Raw genomic sequence first — 14,882 nt, 5'->3', positions numbered from 1 at the left:
TCGCATGCTCGCACGCTACCAGATCGTCCGCGGGCGCCGTCGGGACGGCGATCCGCTGCCGGAAGGCAAACGGTACGACACGCGCAAACACACGCAACACGTCCTGAGGCCCACCCCGGAGATCGTCGAAGAGTTCCTGTCCGACCCCTCGCAAGCGGGCTTCCAGCGGTTTCGCGCCGCCTACATCGCTGTGCTCGATGAGCGGTTTGCGGAGCAAGCGGGGCGCTTCGACGCGCTCGCCGAGGAGGCCCGGCAAGGGGACGTCTTCCTCGGCTGCAATTGCCCCACGGCTCGTCAACCCGACGTTCGGCGCTGTCACACGTGGCTGGCTCTGGAGTACTTCGCCCGCAAGTACCCGGACCTGGACGTGAGGTTCGGGGCGCGGTGAGCGGTGTCCAGGCGTGCCCACGCCGCTTGAGCGGCTCGGGCATCGCACGGCCGACTGGCACGCTTCCGCCGTGACATGCCGCGCCGTCGTGTCGCAGAATGCAACATGCTGCATCCTGCGGCGGTTCCGCGGTCAACGCTGGATTTCCACCGGGCGCGAACGGCCTGCGCAGCGCCGCTCTGGCACGATCAGGGGAACACGACCTGGAGCGAAGCTCCTCTCACCCGCGGACCAGGGGGCAGGATGGTGTCGCGAGCGCGCCGGAGTGGGGCCATTTTGGTGAAATCCAGGCTAGCTCGCCGCGCCCGATCTGGGCTAGGGTGCGCGCCACGGAGCTCGCCCGCGAGCCGACCTTACCCGTATCCAGGGTATTCGTCGTGCTCGCGCTGAGCGTGCCACCCAGCGACCTGGGCCCGTGACCGCGGCCCATGGAGTCTCGACCATGAACGATATTTCCGACAACCGAAGCGCGAGGCGCCGTCCGGGCCCTCGCTCCTGGCCCGGCGCCCATCGCGCGTCGCGGCGACCCACGGGCCTCGGGCCTCGAATCGCCCTCACCTTGCTCGTCGGCGTGAGCCTTGGCTCTGCGGCCTGCGGCGGCGTCACCGCGTTCGAAGGGGGAAGGGCGTTCGCCATCGTGGGCCAGCCGCCCCCGCCGCCCCCGCCGCCCCCGCCGCCCGAGAAGAAGCGCGTGGAGGTGACGGAGAAACAGATCGTCATCAACGAGAAGATCCAGTTCGAGCACGACAAGGCGGCGATCCGGACGGAGTCGCACAGCCTGTTGAACGAGGTCGTCGACACGATCAAGAAGCACCCGCACATCAAGAAGATCGCCATCGAGGGGCACGCGAGCTCCGATGGGGCGGACGACCACAACCTCAAGCTCTCGGATCGCCGCGCGAAGGCCGTGATGGAGTACCTCGTCAAGCACGGGATCGCGCAGGGCATGCTCACCGCGAAGGGCTTCGGCGAGACCAAGCCCATCGCGGACAACGACTCGGAGGAGGGGCGCGAGAAGAACCGCCGGGTCGAGTTCAACATCGTCGAGCAGGACACCGCGAAGGCCGCGGAGAAAGGGGAGTAGATGCTGGTCCGGGGTCGATCCACGAACGCTGCTCCCGGCAAGGAGGCGCGCATGAAGCAATGGCTCTTCGGTATTGTCCTGGTGACTTCGTCGAGCGCGTCCGCAGGGTGCTCCTTCGCCCTGCGCAGCCCGGAGATGTACCGAGACGACACGACCGCGCTGCTCTCGACGAGAGAGGAGCAGATCCGGTCGTGCTACGACGCGGAGCTCGCCCGGAATCCCGGCGCCGAGGGCAAGGTCACCCTCACCTTCCTCGTGCTCGAGGACACCGGCCGCCTCACGGACATCGTCGTCGACGAGGAGGGCACCACCGCCTCGAAGGAGGTGACGAGCTGCGTCGTTCAGTCGATCGACGGGCTCGTCCTGACGCCGGCGGATCAGAACAAGGGCAAGGGGAAGTTCGTCTGGGAGTTCACGCCCCGGACCCCGAAGGCGTAGCCGCGGGGTCCAGGGGCGGGTGGGGGAGCTCCCCCGCCCGGCCGGATCGAGGGAGCTGACGGGGCGCCACGAGGAGCGAGGCTTCCTCGGGTCTTCCTGGCAGGGGGAGCTCCCTGCCGGTGCGCTGTCCGCGCCTCGCTGTCAGTGCGCTGTCGGATCGTTGATGCGCCCCGCGAAGAGGAGCGCCCCTGTCGGTACGTCGCGGATGAAGAAGAAGAACGGGTGATCGAGGACGAGCGGCGCTTCGGCGGGCTCTCCTCCCCCGCTCCCGGTGGCCATGCATCATCTCGGCGGTGACGCTCGTGCTGTCGCCGCGCCGGAAGGGCCCGGGCTTCGTCGCTGCCTCCTTGAACGGCTCGCTCCACGCGGCGTCGAAGGAGATCGCGTTGACGAGCACGAAAGCTCATTGTCGTTCGCATGCCACTGGCCCTGTGCAGGCCGTATGCCAGAGAGCTTCCGCTTGGAAACGAGCATTTATCAAGAGGTATTGCCATGCGGAGGCGCGGAGTGAGAAACAGATTGTGCCCCGGTGAGCCGGATTGACCCGCTACCCGCGCGGCGCGCGACCCAGCTTCCTGGGAAGCCGATCGACGCGCGTGGCCTTTCCTTTGCGATAACAGGAGCGAGCAAGTCGCAAGGGCTTCACTCGGTCCGTGATCGACATCATGGGTGTTGGCTGACGTGAGCGGTCGCGCGCGCGGCGACGGGCGCGGCGACGGCCAGCGCCGGACGAGCCCGCCAGAGTCGCACGATGAGCGCGCCGGCCGCCGTCGACGAGGCGAGGGCCGTCACCGCCACCCAGCCCCACTGGGCGAGCAGCACGCTGCCCAGCGCGGCGCCGAGGGCCATGCCGACGAACATGCCGACGAAGAGCACGGCGTTGAGGCGGCTGCGCGCGCCCGGCTCGATGCCGTAGACGATGGTCTGGTGCGCGACGAGCGCGGCCTGGATGCCGAGGTCGAAGGCGACGGCGCTGGCGCCGAGCAGCCACAGCCTTCCGTGGGCCGACAGCATGGGCGACAGCGCCATGGCGGCGAAGGCCACGAGCGCCAGCCCGGCGCCCATGCGCGTCACCCGTTCGGGCCCGCTGCGGTCGGCGATGCGGCCGGCCAGGGGCGCCGCCACCGCGCCGGCCGCGCCGGCCAGGCCGAAGGCGCCCGCCACCGAGCTGCCGAGGTGGAACGGCGCGCCGTGCAACATCACGGCGAGCGTGGACCAGAACGCGCTGAACCCCACCGACAGCAGCCCCTGGGCCAGCGCCGCGCGGCGCAGGGCTCCATGGCGCTTCCACAGCCCGGCCAGCGAGCCGAGCAGCGCGGCGTAGCTCAGCTGCGTGGTCGGCTCGAAGCGCGGCAGGCTGCGCCACATCGCCGCGCCGAGGAGCGCGATGCTGGCCGCGGCGGCGACGAACACGGTGCGCCAGCCGAGGTGCTCCGCCACGAAGCCACTGACCACGCGGGACAGCAGGATGCCCAGCAGCAGGCCGGTCATCACGGTGCCGACCACCTTGCCGCGGTTCGCCTCGGGGGCGAGCGTCGCGGCGGCGGGCACGATGTCCTGCGCCAGGGTCGCGGCCAGGCCGGTGACGAGGCTGGCGACCAGCAGCGCGCCGATGCCGTGCGCGGCGCCGCCGAGCAGCAGCGCGGCCGCCAGCACGGCCGCCTTGGCCAGGATGATGCGCCGCCGGTCGTAGCGGTCGCCGAGCGGCGCGAGCAGCAGGATGCCCAGCGCATAGCCCAGCTGGGTCAGCGTGGGCACGAGGCCGAGCGCGCTGTCCGAGGCGCCGATGTCGACCCCCAGCACGCCGAGCATGGGCTGGCTGTAGTAGAGCGAGGCCACGGCCAGGCCCGCTCCGGTGGCCAGCAGCAGCACCAGGGCGCCGGGCAGGGGCGGCGCGGAAGCGGCGGGCAGGGCGGACGGCGACGGGGAGGCGGCGGCTGTATGCGTCGACTGAATGGTGAGCATCGTGAAGCGAGTATGCGGAGCCTCTCCGTGACGTTGTAGTAGCGTGAGACGCACGATGGTTATACGTTTGGCGTATGACTGTGCCGGCGCCGCCCACGCCCTTGCCTTCGTCGCTGGACCGCATCGCCTTGATGCAGACCTTCGTGAAGATCGTCGAGGCCGGCAGCCTGTCGGCCGCGGCGACCCTGCTGGGGACGACGCAGCCCACCGTGAGCCGTCGCCTGCAGGCGCTGGAGCGCTCGCTGGGGCTGCCGCTGCTGCAGCGGTCCACGCACACGATGAAGCTGACCGAGGACGGCGAACGCTGCTTCGAGCGGGCCAAGGCGCTGCTGGCCAGCCTGGAGGCGTTCGACGCGGACATGCGAGGCGACCGCGACCAGCCCGACGGGACGCTGCGCGTCGTCGTGCCGCACGCCTTCGGCCAGCACCAGCTGGTCGGGCCGCTGGCCGACTACCTGCGCCGCTACCCGCGTGTCTCCGTCGAGTGGCTGCTGCACGACAGGCAGCCGAACTTCATCGCCGACGGCGTCGACTGCGCGATCCTGGTCGGCGCGGTGGCCGATCCGGCCGTGGTGGCGATCCGCCTGACCGAGGTGCCGCGCATCGTGGCCGCCGCGCCCTCGGTGCTGGGCCGGGCCGCGCCGCCGGTTCATCCATCGGACCTGGCCGACTTGCCCTGGCTGGCGCTGCGCACGTACTACCGCGACACGATCACGCTGACGCATTCGTCGGGCGGTGAACGGATCGAGCTCGCGATCCGCCCGCGCATGAGCACCGACAGCCTGTATGCCCTGCGCAGCGCCGCGCTGATGGGCCTCGGCGTCTGCGTGTCCTCGTCCTGGCTGGTGGCCGACGACCTGGCGCAGGGGCGGCTGCTGCAGCTCGCGCCGGCGTGGCAGGCGGATCCGCTGCCGGTCCACCTGGTCTATCCGCACGCCCGCTTCTATCCGGCCCGGCTGCGGCGCTTCGTCGAGGCGATGCGGGAGTCCGTGCCGGAGGTGGTCGACGGCGCGGCGGGGCGGGGCGGGTGAACGCCCGGCGCACCGGCCAGGGCTGACCGTCGAGCTGGCGGCGCTTGCGCACAGGTGAACCGCGGGCCTCCAGGCGCGGCGAGATCAGCCCGCGGGGCGACGCGATGTGTGCTCATTCGTTTACAGACCTGCCTGCGAGGTGACACGATCCCTTCAGACGACGGGCTCCGCGGCGGCAGACCCGCGGCGGACCGGTCAGCGGACGCAAGGAGCCGCAGTCCAGCTCGGCGCCGCTTCGGACGGGGCCCATTCGCGCGGGTCTCGCTGCAGAACGCCAGATGCCTCAGGTAAGACAGCATGATCTACACACTCCCGAGCTACATTCCCGGTATTGCGGTTGCCATCGCGGTGATTGCCGTGTTGGTCGGTGCGCTCCTGCTGTGGGGGCGCAAGCCGCTGAGATTCGCCTTGATCGCATTCTTGGTTGCTGCGATAGCGGGTGGCATCTTCGCGCCGATGCTCGCGATGGATCGAGTCGTTCTCGACGACCAGAAGCTGGAGCAGACCACAGGCTTCTGGTTCGCGCCGACCGTGAAGGGATTTCGTCTCGCTGATGTCGCGTTCGTCGCGATTGGCACCGCCCGTGGTAGAAAGAACCGCGTGGTTGAGGTGTGGATCGTGAAGATGAAGAACGGCGAAACGCGAGAGATCGACCCTGGCGACCTCTGGGAGATGAACGGTGAGGACATCGTTCGGCGCCTGAGAGAAAAAGGGATCGAAGTCCGGCGATGAGAGGTGCGTCGGCCGGAGAGGCCTCGCCGCGGTTCGACGGCGGTCCGCCCGCCTCCCCGCCTCCCTGCGTACTCTCTCTTTCCATGTCTCCCGCCCAACAAGCCGCTGCTCGCGGCGGTGCTGCGCGCCGCGGCAGACCGGCAGTACGCTCGGCTGTCTCGAGAACAAAGTCAGCGCTATTCACACCTCGTTCATCCTCGAGCACATATAGTGTGCTACGGAGCTTCGCGAACGAAGGGCAGCGGCCCCTGACTACAACAAGCCGTGCGCGCTTGTCGGGAAAGTGAGCTCATGTCTGATAAGCTATCCGATGAAGAGATTTGCGCCATCGCGGCTGACCATGTTCGTTGCCAGTATGGTCTTTCCCACTTCCCGCTGCCGATTTGGACGCTCACCGTGCCGGACGGCATCTATTTCGATGTTGCGCCCAAAGACTCGTTCGGCGATGGTGGATTTTTCGTGAGCCGAGCCGGTGGAGAGATCTGCCAGTTTGGTTCCGGACATCAGTCATTCCGGGGCATCAAGTATTGGCTTCGTCGCTTCGCGGAAGGGTGGCGACCTGGGTTTTATTATCTCGCCCTCAAGCCCCAAGGAAAGCGGGTGAAGCTCTCGAAGCTGCTCCGCAGGGCGGGCGTGGCGTTCCGCGTTCGGATGGTCCCCGGCGGCAGCATGTGGACCTGGGCGCCGCTGGTCGACGGAACGGAGTTTCTGGCCAAGCTTCAAGAGTCTACCGCCGTGCTGCTTCGCGCCGAAGTCCTGGACGAGCTGCGCTCCGAGCTTCTCGGAGGACTGCTGAAGGGGTGTCGGTTCACCCATCTGGGTGAATTTCGGCTCGTCCCTTTGCCCGAGCGCACCTTCCTGGAACGCGTACACTCGGCCGAAGAGGCCGACGTCGCCACGTACGGGGGCTTCTGGGTTTATCTGCCGACGGAGATGGAACGACGGATCGCGAACCCGGACAGCGAAACCGGATGAGCTCGAGGAGCACGATCATGGCCTCGATCCTCAGTGGAAGCCCGACGGTCTCGTCGCGATGGCGTCCGGCGGACCGCGGCGCAGCGCGCGCTCGGCCGGCTCGCGGCGCAGGCACCGACCCCGCCGGGGCTCCTGGGGGCCACGTCGCGGCTTCTGTCGCGCGCCCGCGATGCCCACCCGCGATGGATGATATACCGGCGCGATGAGCCGCCGGGTCACCAGCGAAGGTACCGGGACCCTCCAGATCCACTTCGCCTTCGACCGCAGGCTGGTGGAGGTCGTGAAGTTGCTCCCCGCCCGCCGCTGGAATCCCGGACAGAAATCCTGGGGGGTCCCGGAGGCGCACGTGGTCGCGGTGGTGGACAGGCTGCACCTCGAGGGGTTCGCCTTCTGCGAGGTGACGCTGCGCCTCTACCGGGAACGCGGCGGCGCCCTCGCGCTCGACGTCCTCGCCGTCGCCGAAGCGCGCGTCACGTCGCTCCGCGCCGCCGAGCCCATCCGAGCCGACGGGCCGCGCGACATGGATGCCCGGCCGCGCTCAGCAGCGCCCGCGTCCGACTTCACCGTCTCGCAGCTCAACGGAAAGGTCCGCGCCGCGCTCGAGGCAGCGTTCCCGGCCCCGATCTGGCTGGTCGGGGAGGTCTGCAGCTACAACCGGTCCGCCCACAAGAGCACCGTCGGCTTCGAGCTCGTCGAGCGCGACGCTCACGGAAAGCCGATCGCCGAGATCAAGGCGACCCTCTTCGAGCGCGCGCGCGGCGAGATCGAGCGGCGGCTCGCCGCGGCGGGCAATCCGTTCCAGCTCGAGGACGAGATCCAGATCCGCGTGCGCGGGCGCGTGGAGCTGTACGTCCCGTGGGGCTCGTACAGGTTCATGATCGAGGAGCTCGACGTGGACTACACGCTCGGGGAGGCCGCCCGGCGGAGGGAGGAGATCCGCCGCCGGCTCGCCGAGGAAGGGCTCCTCGAGCGGAACCGCTCGCTGCCGTTCCCCGCGCTGCCCCTCCGCGTGGGCCTCGTGACCAGCCTGGGCTCGGACGCCTACAACGACGTGCTCGGCACGTTCAAGGAGTCAGGCTTCGCGTTCCGCGTCGTGGCGCACGGGGTGCGGGTCCAGGGACGGCAGACGGAGCCCTCGGTCCTGAACGCCCTCGACTGGTTCCGGGCGCACGCCGCGGATTTCGACGTGGTGCTGATCTGCCGCGGCGGCGGCTCGCGCACCGACCTCGCCTGGTTCGACTCGGAGCCGATCGCCCGGGCCGTCGCCACGTTCCCGCTCCCCGTGGTGGTCGGGATCGGCCACGAGCGAGACCTCTCCGCGCTCGACTTCGTGGGCTGGCGCGAGAAGACCCCGACCGCCGCGGCGGCATCCCTCGTCCAGCGGGTCTCGGAAGCGAGGGATACCGTCGAATCCTCCCTCCTGAGCATCCTCGACCAGAGCCGGCGGGCCCTCCGGTCCGCCTCGTCGGACCTCACCCGCCGGGCGGCCCGGGTCCCGCGCACCGCGTCGCTGCTCATCGCGCGCCGAGCGGGCCAGCTCCAGGAAGCGGTCCGCCAGCTCCGCCAGGGAGCGAGGCGCGACCTCGACGCCGCTTCGCACCACGTCGACGAGATGGCCACGCTCCTCGGCCCGCGCTCCTCCCGGAGGCTCGCGCTCGAATCCGAGCGCGTCACGTCGCGCGAGCGGCGCCTGCGCCTCCTCGACCCGCGCCGCGTGGTCGAGCGTGGATACGCGATCCTGCGCACGCAGGAGGGGACGGTGCTCACCGACGCGGCACGCGCACCCCAGGGGACGACGCTCGTGGCCGAGCTGAAGCGGGGCGTGCTGCGGCTTCGCTCGGACGGGTCGGAGGAGACATAGGGTCATGGCAAAAGCGAAGCGCGTGACGAAGGAGCTGTCCGACGGGGGCACGGCAAGGCCGCAGCCCGCCACGAACGAGCGCTCCTATGGCGAGGCCTCGTCGCGCCTCGAGGAGATCTTGCAGGCCATCGAGGAAGGTCAGGTGGACATCGATGAGCTCTCGGCGCTCGTGAAGGAGGCCGCGGATCTGGTGACGCTCTGCCGCCAGAAGATCCATGCCGCGGAGGTCCAGGTGAAGACCATCACCGAGCAGCTCGAGCGCGAGGCCCCGGTCGCCACAGACGAGGACGACGAGGACGACGAGGACGACGAGGACGACGAGGAAGCGGAGGACGAGTAGACGGGCGCGGGGGACCCCGCGATGGTTTCCGTGGTGACGTCATGCGTCGCTACATGGCCCTCGCCTTGTGACGGGGGGGACGGGCGAAAGCGCGCCAGAGCGCCTCCGCCTCACTCCGTGGTGCAGTCGGGCGCCGAGCTCGGGTCGGCCACCCACGCCGCGAGGCGCGCGGTTCCGGCGTCGCCCCACGCATCGTGCGCGAGCTGGTTGAGCCGGCACCACTCATGACGCGTCTGTCGGACAGCGAGCGACTTCGCCGCGAGGTGCTGCTCCACGCGATCGGTCAAGGAGGTCTTGTCCTTGCTGAGCTCGTCGTGGGTCATCGCCACCGGGGGCGGACAGAAGTCGCCTGACTCGTAGTCGACCGTGCCCGAGACGAGCCCATAGGCGGTCGTCCGCCGCTCGCGCACGGTCACGATCGCGTACTCCGGGTACGGCGCGTCGTCGTCCCGAGTCACCGCCTTCTCCCTGGGCTTGGGGCCCTGCACGACGATGAAGCCCGTCGACCGCACCGCGGAGTACGGCCTGAGCGCGGGGAAGGGCGTGAGCGACTGGTCCACGAGGACGTCGCCGCCGAGCTCGACCCAGTTCGAGTGTGCATAGAAGTCCTGCACCGCATGAATCGAATGGGAGAACGCCAGCATGGCCAGGGCATCTCCGTTCAGCAACGCGACGCGCGGGTCCAGCGCCTTCACGGCCTCGGCTTGCTTCCTGGCGACGAAGGCGGCGCCTCCGCTGAAGTTGCAGTCATCGAAGTGGGCCTCATTGTTGAAGTGGTACGTGGCGTCCGTCGACACGTTGCCGATCGTCAAGGCTTTGATCACTTCAGGCTTCAGGAACGACAGCGCGGTGCCGGTGATCTCTTCGTGGTTCGGCTCGCCCGGCGTCGTCGAAAACGCATCGGCGCTCTCTTCGAGCGCCTCGGCTGTCCCTGTTCCAGGCTCGCCGGCGCAGCCGAGCATCAGCGAGAACCCCATGACTCCCAGTACGAAGGCGGTGTGTCGATGCATGTCTTGCAGCATGTCTTTCACAACTGCAAAGCGCGATCCAGGCGTGCGAGCTGAGCGTCGGTTGCGAGAAACGCGCGCGAGGAGCTCGCGTGAACGCGCTGGCGCGCGTGAACGCGCTGGCGCGCGTGAACGCGCTGGCGCGCGTGAACGCGCTGGCGCGCGTGAACGCGCTGGCGCGCGTGAACGCGCTGGCGCGCGTGAACGCGCTGGCGCGCGTGAACGCGCTGGCGCGTGTGAACGCGCTGGCGCGCGATGCGCGCACCTCATCAACCGACATTCCCTTCCATGCGCGACCTGCACGCGCGCCCCACTGCGGCATTCCGCCACGCGCCTCCGCGAGAACGCGTGTTGGCCAAGGCACCTTCCGGACAGCCTGTCTGGCGCTCTGGCGCTCTGGCGAGAGCGAGCTCCGGGCGAGGCTCGGTGGGGTGCGTACTCGCGCGCACCCGGGGAGTCGATGTCCGGACGTCAGCGGCGGCGGGCCGCGAACCTGACCATGAGCCCTTCAGGCTTCATCGTGAATCCGAGGAGCTCCTTGACGGGCTGCGCCGGGTCGACCAGCGACACATCGAGATCGCGCGCGACCATGGCGCCCACCATGGCGCTCTCGAGCAGCGAGAGCGCGCGCCCGGGGCAGACGCGCGGGCCGCTGCCGAAGGCGAGCGCCGCGCGCGGGTCGTGCTTGCCGGCGCTCGTCGGCCGCGGGGTCAGCCACCGCTCGGGCAGGAACGAGCTCGCGTCGTGGAAGCTCTCGTCCTTCAGGCCGACCTGCCGCGTGAGCAGGATCATCCGCGCCCCCGCGCCGAGCCGGAGCGGGCCGAGCGCCGCCTCCGCGCAGGCCTCGATGAACAGGAGCGGCGCGGCGGACCTCAGGCGGAGCGTCTCGTGCGCGACCGCCCCGATGTACCGCAGCCGCTGCGCGTGCTCCGGGGTCCCGGGCAGGTCCGTGTCGCCGAGCTCGGCGTCGGCCTCGGCCCGCATGCGCGCCTGCACGTCCGGGCGCAGGGCCATGAAGTGGAGCATCCAGGCCATCGTGTCGGCCGTCGTGTCCTCCCCGGCGAGCAGCACCGTGAGCACGTTGCCGAGCACCTCCTGGTCCGACAGCCGCGCCTTCGGGTCCTCCGCGTCGCGCGCCACGAGCATCGCCTCCAGCAGCGAGCGGGGCGCAGCGGCCCGCGCCGGGTCCCGGTCGAGCTCCGCGCGGGCCGTCCGGAGCATGTCCAGCATCCGCTGGCGCACCGCGGAGAGCGCCTGATCGAGGGCCCTGTCGGCGGGCAGCTTGACGTGCCGCCAGTAAGGAAACGGCGCGAAGATGCGGCGGTTGACCGCCGCGAAGATCGTCTCGAGCTGGCGCGACAGGGGGTCCGCTCCGCGCTCGATGAGGTTGATGTCCATGCCGAACGCCACCGCGCTGGTGACATCCACCGTGTAGCGCGCCAGGTCTCGCCGCGCGTCGACAGGCTCTCCCCGCGCGGCCGCCGCGCGCCAGCGCTCCCGCAGCCGGCGGGTGATCGTGGCGAGCGTGCCGTGGCTCTCGCGCAGCTGCGCGGCGGTGAACGCGCTCATCACGAGCCGCCGCTGCCGTGTCCACTGGTCGCCCTCGGCGGAGAAGACGCCACCGAAGCCGAGCTCCTCGACGATCTCCTGAAGCGGGCTCCAGCGCCGGAACTCCTTCGGCCGCTCGCGGAGGATGCGCTGGACGAGCTCGAGGTTGCTGACGACGACGACCGGCGTGCGGCCTATCCAGAACGCGTAGAGATCACCATACTTGCGGCTCCAGTCCTCGAGCGTGAGGTGGAACTGCGTCGGCCGGATCTCGAGGATGTTGCCGAGGAATGGCAGCCTCCGCGGCCCTGGCAGCGTCGACAGGTCGCGCGCGCCCCCTGCCGGGGCGACTTCTGCTCTAACGGTCTCCATGGTCTCCTCTCCAGAGGGCGATGGCGGCCAGCGCTGGCGCCGCCGCGGATCGCGGGGGAAAGGTAGCTCGACTCGGGAGGCCGCGATCGACAGAAGATCGGCGCGCGAGGAGATCGCGGGTCCTCGACGTCTCCCGGTCGCGCGTCGCGCGTCGCGCGTCGCGCGTCGCGCGCCGCGTCCGGGCGACGATCTTGCTTCCACCCGGCCGCGCCGACAGGGGGAATTGCCATGCGAGCACCGCACGCGGGCCGGCGGGTGCTAAACACCTCCCCGTGACCTCACCGCTCCTCTCTCCTTTCTCCTTCCCGAACGGCCTCACCGCCAGGAACCGCGTCTGGCTCGCCCCGCTCACGAACCAGCAGAGCCACGACGACGGCTCCCTGAGCGAGGACGAGCTGCGCTGGCTCTCCTACCGCGCGCGAGGCGGCTTCGGCGTCGTCGAGACCTGCGCCGCACACGTCGCCGAGGAAGGCAAGGCCTGGCCGGGCGAGCTCGGCATCTTCGCCGACCGGCTCTTGCCCGGCCTGCGCCGGCTCGCGGTCGAGCTCGCCACCCCCGGCGCGCTCGGCCTTGTCCAGCTCTTCCACGGCGGCCTCCGGGCCGATCCCAAGCTGTCCGGCGTGCCCACCTGGAGCGCCAGCGCCGTCGCCGAGCCGGACCTCCCCGTCCCGCGCGCCGCCACCGAGCAGGACATTCTCCTCGTCATCGACCGCTTCCGCGACGCCGCGGCGCGGGCGCTCGCCGCCGGCTTCGCGGGCGTCGAGCTGCACGGCGCCCACGGCTACCTCCTCGGCCAGTTCCTTTCCGCCACCCAGAACCGCCGCACGGATCGCTGGGGCGGCGCGTGGGAGAACCGGGCGCGCCTCCTGCGCGAGACCCTGCGGGCCGTCCGCGCCGCGGTGCCCGCTTCCTTCGTCGTCGGCGTGCGCCTGTCGCCCGAGGACTTCGGCCAGGCCCAGGGGCTCGATCTCGACGAGAACCTCGAGCTCGCCCGCTGGCTCGCCGAGGACGGCGCCGACTTCCTCCACCTCTCGCTGTGGAGGTCGAGCAAGCCCTCGCAGAAGCGCCCGGACAAGCACCCGCTGCCGCTGTTCCGCGAGGCGGTGGGGCCGAGCCTGCCGCTCGTCGTCGCCGGCGGCGTCTGGACGCGCGCCGAGGCCGAAGCGCTCCTCGACATGGGCGCCACCGCGGTCGCGCTGGGGCGCGCCGCCATCGCGAACCCCGACTGGCCGCAGCGGATCGCCGACCCCGCCTGGGAGCCGCGGCGGCCGCCGCTCACGCGCGCCGAGCTGTACGAGCGCGGCATCTCGGAGACGTTCGCCGTGTACCTGCGCAGATGGAAAGGCTTCGTGGCCGACTGACGGCCACGCGCCGGCGCACCCCCCCCAGGGCAGCGCTACGGCAAGCCGAAAGCGAACAGCGTGTTGCCCGGCGTGCCGATGCCGAAGCTCTCGTAGCCGCTCCCCCAGTACACCGTGCCGCGCGCCACCGCCGGCCCGGCGCTGACGGAGCCGTCGGCCGGATGGCTCCAGAGGAGGGCGCCCGTCGCGGTGCTCAGCGCGTGTACGTTGCCGCTCATCGAGCCGGCATAGAGCACGCCGTTCGCGACCGTGAGCGGCCCCCGGGCCTGCGCGCCCGGCGTGGGATCGGGCGTCTGCCACACGATGTCGCCCGTGGCCGCGTCGAGCGCGCTCCACGATCCCCACGAGATCACCTGCCCGGAGGGCTCCAGCGTGTACTCGACCTGACCGTTGTTGCCGATCGGCACATAGATCTGGGTGTCGTCCACGGCGACTCCCCACATGATGCCGCCGAGCTCCCCGCCGGGGCCGACCAGCGTGCTCCACACCACGCTCCCGTCGTCCCTGTCGAGCGCCCAGAAGATACCGCTCTTCTGGCCGGCGCCGACCAGATCGCGGCGACCTGCCCCCGCGCCGGCCGTGAACAGCGTGGCGCCCGTGCCGAAGTCGTAGTCCGGGCCCGCCGGATCAGGGCACCAGTTGCCGCCGAAGTAGCAGGCTCCCGTCCAGGCGTCGAAGCCCTGGAGCCGCCGCGCCCACTTCAGCTCGCCTGTGTCCATGTCGAGCGCGAGGACGGCGTCGATGTAGTTGTCCTCCGGGAGGCAGGCCTCGACGGCGAGGGGGTCGTCGCCGGCGGCCTCCACGCACGCGCTCACGGCCGGCGGCACCGTGTAGTTGTTGCCGGTGGTGACGTACACCGTGCGCCGCTTGAGGTCGAGCGCGGGCGCGCCACCCCAGACGGCGCCGCCGGTGTAGCCCTGGGGGACCAGGTAGCGCTGCCAGAGAATCTCCCCGGTCACCGCGTCGAGCGCGACGACGCTGCCGCGGAAGGAGCAGCACGGATACGCGTTGTCCGCCGCGAAGAGCTCCTCGCGCGAGGAGACGCCGACGTACACGCGGCCGCCGTGCACGACGGGAGACTGCGTGATGATCGCCGCGGGGTGCGGGTCGAGCTGCGTCTTCCACAGGAGGGCGCCGGTGCGGCTGTCCACTGCGACCATGTGCGCGCCGGCCTGGGTGCCGACGAACAGCATGTGTCCGTGGAGCGCGGGGCTCGTGCGCGAGACGGCGCCGGCTGTGCCCGTGAGGCCGGAGATCGTTGTCGTCCAGAGCGGGAGCCCGGTGTCGGCGTCGAGCTTGTAGAGGTTGCCGCCCCCGTCCGGAAAGTAGATGGCGCCGCTGTCGACGGCTGGCGTCGCGGGGACGTTGCCGCTCGTCGTGAAGGCCCACTTCACGGACAGCGACGCGACGTTCGCTGGCCCGATGTCGTTCTCGCCGCGCGCGTGGTGCGTGTTGGCGAGATCCCAGCCGTAGACGGTCCAGCGCCCGGCGCCCATGCCCCTGGCCTCGGGGCCCTGGACGGCGTGGAACGCGGCGAGACAAGCGGCGGCCGCGATCGCGGACCGCACCCAGAAAGTGCGCTTCATGATGAATCCTCCTGGGGCATCGAGTGCAGCGGCGATCGGCGACCCGAAACGTCAGCTCCGTTGCGTCTGCGACACGAGGCCCCGAGGATAAATCGCGCGGAATCGAGGAGCGCGTCAACGGGATAGAGGAGCGACCATCGCGGGTCTGGGTCGCGGGCCGACGCTGCGCTGCTGCCGGTGCGAGGCCGACCACC

The 14,882-nt window shown here is 70.5% G+C and carries 15 protein-coding genes and 1 pseudogene; 10 read left to right on the top strand and 6 right to left on the bottom strand.

The window, feature by feature from the left end; genetic code table 11:
• The first annotated feature begins 4 nt into the window (after positions 1 to 4).
• The 3 genes from WME85_RS29010 (at position 5) to WME85_RS29000 (ending at position 1,910) form a co-directional block, all read left to right on the top strand.
• Complete coding sequence (locus tag WME85_RS29010) at positions 5 to 388, top strand: hypothetical protein (protein WP_437302281.1); 384 nt, start codon at positions 5 to 7, stop codon at positions 386 to 388.
• 571 nt (positions 389 to 959) lie between these two features.
• A complete protein-coding gene (locus WME85_RS29005) occupies positions 960 to 1,472 on the top strand; it encodes an OmpA family protein (RefSeq protein ID WP_437825808.1) in 513 nt (170 codons plus the stop codon).
• A gap of 51 nt (positions 1,473 to 1,523) precedes the next feature.
• Entirely contained in the window at positions 1,524 to 1,910 is a 387-nt protein-coding gene (locus WME85_RS29000; protein ID WP_437825806.1) for an AgmX/PglI C-terminal domain-containing protein, read from the top strand.
• A gap of 141 nt (positions 1,911 to 2,051) precedes the next feature.
• Here the strand turns inward: WME85_RS29000 and WME85_RS28995 are convergent, their stop codons facing one another.
• The 3 genes and pseudogenes from WME85_RS28995 to WME85_RS28985 form a co-directional block, all read right to left on the bottom strand.
• Positions 2,052 to 2,189, bottom strand: coding sequence for a serpin family protein (locus WME85_RS28995; protein ID WP_437825805.1), 138 nt, complete (start codon positions 2,187 to 2,189; stop codon positions 2,052 to 2,054).
• 49 nt (positions 2,190 to 2,238) lie between these two features.
• A pseudogene (locus WME85_RS28990) lies at positions 2,239 to 2,307 on the bottom strand (hypothetical protein); the annotation flags it as partial.
• A gap of 266 nt (positions 2,308 to 2,573) precedes the next feature.
• Complete coding sequence (locus WME85_RS28985) at positions 2,574 to 3,875, bottom strand: MFS transporter (RefSeq protein ID WP_437825803.1); 1,302 nt, start codon at positions 3,873 to 3,875, stop codon at positions 2,574 to 2,576.
• Positions 3,876 to 4,006: 131 nt separating this feature from the next.
• Here WME85_RS28985 and WME85_RS28980 point away from each other — a divergent pair, with 131 nt between their 5' ends.
• The 5 genes from WME85_RS28980 to xseB all read left to right on the top strand — a co-directional run bounded on the left by WME85_RS28980 (position 4,007) and on the right by xseB (position 8,814).
• Positions 4,007 to 4,906 carry a LysR family transcriptional regulator gene (locus tag WME85_RS28980; protein ID WP_437825801.1) on the top strand — a complete coding sequence of 300 codons (900 nt, stop codon included), beginning with the start codon at positions 4,007 to 4,009 and terminating at the stop codon, positions 4,904 to 4,906.
• A gap of 297 nt (positions 4,907 to 5,203) precedes the next feature.
• Positions 5,204 to 5,638 carry a hypothetical protein gene (locus tag WME85_RS28975; protein WP_437825800.1) on the top strand — a complete coding sequence of 145 codons (435 nt, stop codon included), beginning with the start codon at positions 5,204 to 5,206 and terminating at the stop codon, positions 5,636 to 5,638.
• A gap of 291 nt (positions 5,639 to 5,929) precedes the next feature.
• Positions 5,930 to 6,613, top strand: a complete 684-nt coding sequence (locus WME85_RS28970; RefSeq protein WP_437825798.1) for a hypothetical protein — start codon at positions 5,930 to 5,932, stop codon at positions 6,611 to 6,613.
• A 202-nt stretch (positions 6,614 to 6,815) separates the two neighbouring features.
• Positions 6,816 to 8,474 (top strand): exodeoxyribonuclease VII large subunit, encoded by a 1,659-nt coding sequence (gene xseA / locus WME85_RS28965; protein ID WP_437825796.1) that lies wholly within the window; start codon positions 6,816 to 6,818, stop codon positions 8,472 to 8,474.
• A 4-nt stretch (positions 8,475 to 8,478) separates the two neighbouring features.
• Positions 8,479 to 8,814, top strand: a complete 336-nt coding sequence (gene xseB, locus WME85_RS28960) for an exodeoxyribonuclease VII small subunit (protein ID WP_437825794.1) — start codon at positions 8,479 to 8,481, stop codon at positions 8,812 to 8,814.
• 110 nt (positions 8,815 to 8,924) lie between these two features.
• Here the strand turns inward: xseB and WME85_RS28955 are convergent, their stop codons facing one another.
• The gene (locus WME85_RS28955) at positions 8,925 to 9,824 is read right to left on the bottom strand and encodes a hypothetical protein (protein ID WP_437825792.1); all 900 of its coding nucleotides are present in this window, start codon (positions 9,822 to 9,824) and stop codon (positions 8,925 to 8,927) included.
• Positions 9,825 to 9,913: 89 nt separating this feature from the next.
• Between WME85_RS28955 and WME85_RS28950 the strand changes: the two genes are divergently transcribed.
• Complete coding sequence (locus WME85_RS28950; RefSeq protein ID WP_437825790.1) at positions 9,914 to 10,318, top strand: hypothetical protein; 405 nt, start codon at positions 9,914 to 9,916, stop codon at positions 10,316 to 10,318.
• Here WME85_RS28950 and WME85_RS28945 read toward each other — a convergent pair.
• On the bottom strand, positions 10,293 to 11,741 hold the full coding sequence (locus WME85_RS28945) for a cytochrome P450 (RefSeq protein WP_437825789.1): 1,449 nt from the start codon (positions 11,739 to 11,741) through the stop codon (positions 10,293 to 10,295). The genes WME85_RS28950 and WME85_RS28945 overlap by 26 nt on opposite strands.
• A 272-nt stretch (positions 11,742 to 12,013) precedes the next feature.
• Between WME85_RS28945 and WME85_RS28940 the strand changes: the two genes are divergently transcribed.
• The gene (locus tag WME85_RS28940) at positions 12,014 to 13,102 is read left to right on the top strand and encodes a HisA/HisF-related TIM barrel protein (RefSeq protein ID WP_437825787.1); all 1,089 of its coding nucleotides are present in this window, start codon (positions 12,014 to 12,016) and stop codon (positions 13,100 to 13,102) included.
• A 35-nt stretch (positions 13,103 to 13,137) separates the two neighbouring features.
• Here WME85_RS28940 and WME85_RS28935 read toward each other — a convergent pair whose 3' ends face one another.
• Positions 13,138 to 14,688 carry an outer membrane protein assembly factor BamB family protein gene (locus WME85_RS28935; RefSeq protein WP_437825785.1) on the bottom strand — a complete coding sequence of 517 codons (1,551 nt, stop codon included), beginning with the start codon at positions 14,686 to 14,688 and terminating at the stop codon, positions 13,138 to 13,140.
• Between the last annotated feature and the right edge of the window lie 194 nt (positions 14,689 to 14,882).

The organism is Sorangium sp. So ce1153 (assembly GCF_051521595.1).
In the GTDB taxonomy this organism is placed as follows: Bacteria; Myxococcota_A; Polyangia; order Polyangiales; family Polyangiaceae; genus Sorangium.
This window is presented reverse-complemented; position numbering and strand designations above follow the sequence as displayed.